Here is a 502-nt window from a genome sequence, read left to right as displayed (position 1 = left end):
CCATCTCTGTAGACACCATCGTTTTTGCAACCGGTCAAATCGTGGCAGACATTACTGACGGTGCACTAGAGCAAACTCGCGGTGGTCGTTACGTGGTCGATAAACAAACACTAGCATCGAGCCTAGAAGACGTCTTCGTAGCCGGTGACGCGTGTGGCGGTAACATCGTGATTGAAGCGATGGCATTAGGTCGTAAAGCCGCAATGAGTGTTGAGCGTTTCCTAACGACTCACCCACTAACTGAAGACCGCGACTTCGAGCAAGAATACAGCTACTCATCTCGTCTAGACGTGCCACTACCAAAAGGTACTGTAGATACCCCTCGCCTACACGGTGAATTGCGTGACGCTGAAGAGCGTAAGCAAGATTTTGCCCAAGTGGATTTAGGCTTTACTGAAGAACAAATCAAACAAGAAGCATCTCGCTGTCTGCAATGTAGCTGCAAGCTATGTATGACCGAGTGCATCATGATGAACGACTTCAGTGATTGTCCAAAGACCAT

The 502-nt window shown here is 48.6% G+C and carries 1 pseudogene; it reads left to right on the top strand.

Features of this window, described 5'->3' with window-relative positions:
• Window positions 1-502 (top strand): annotated as a pseudogene (locus tag R8O10_RS27845) (oxidoreductase); the annotation flags it as partial.

The organism is Vibrio sp. 1727, assembly GCF_033344415.1.
Lineage (GTDB): Bacteria > Pseudomonadota > Gammaproteobacteria > Enterobacterales > Vibrionaceae > Vibrio > Vibrio alginolyticus.
This window is presented reverse-complemented; position numbering and strand designations above follow the sequence as displayed.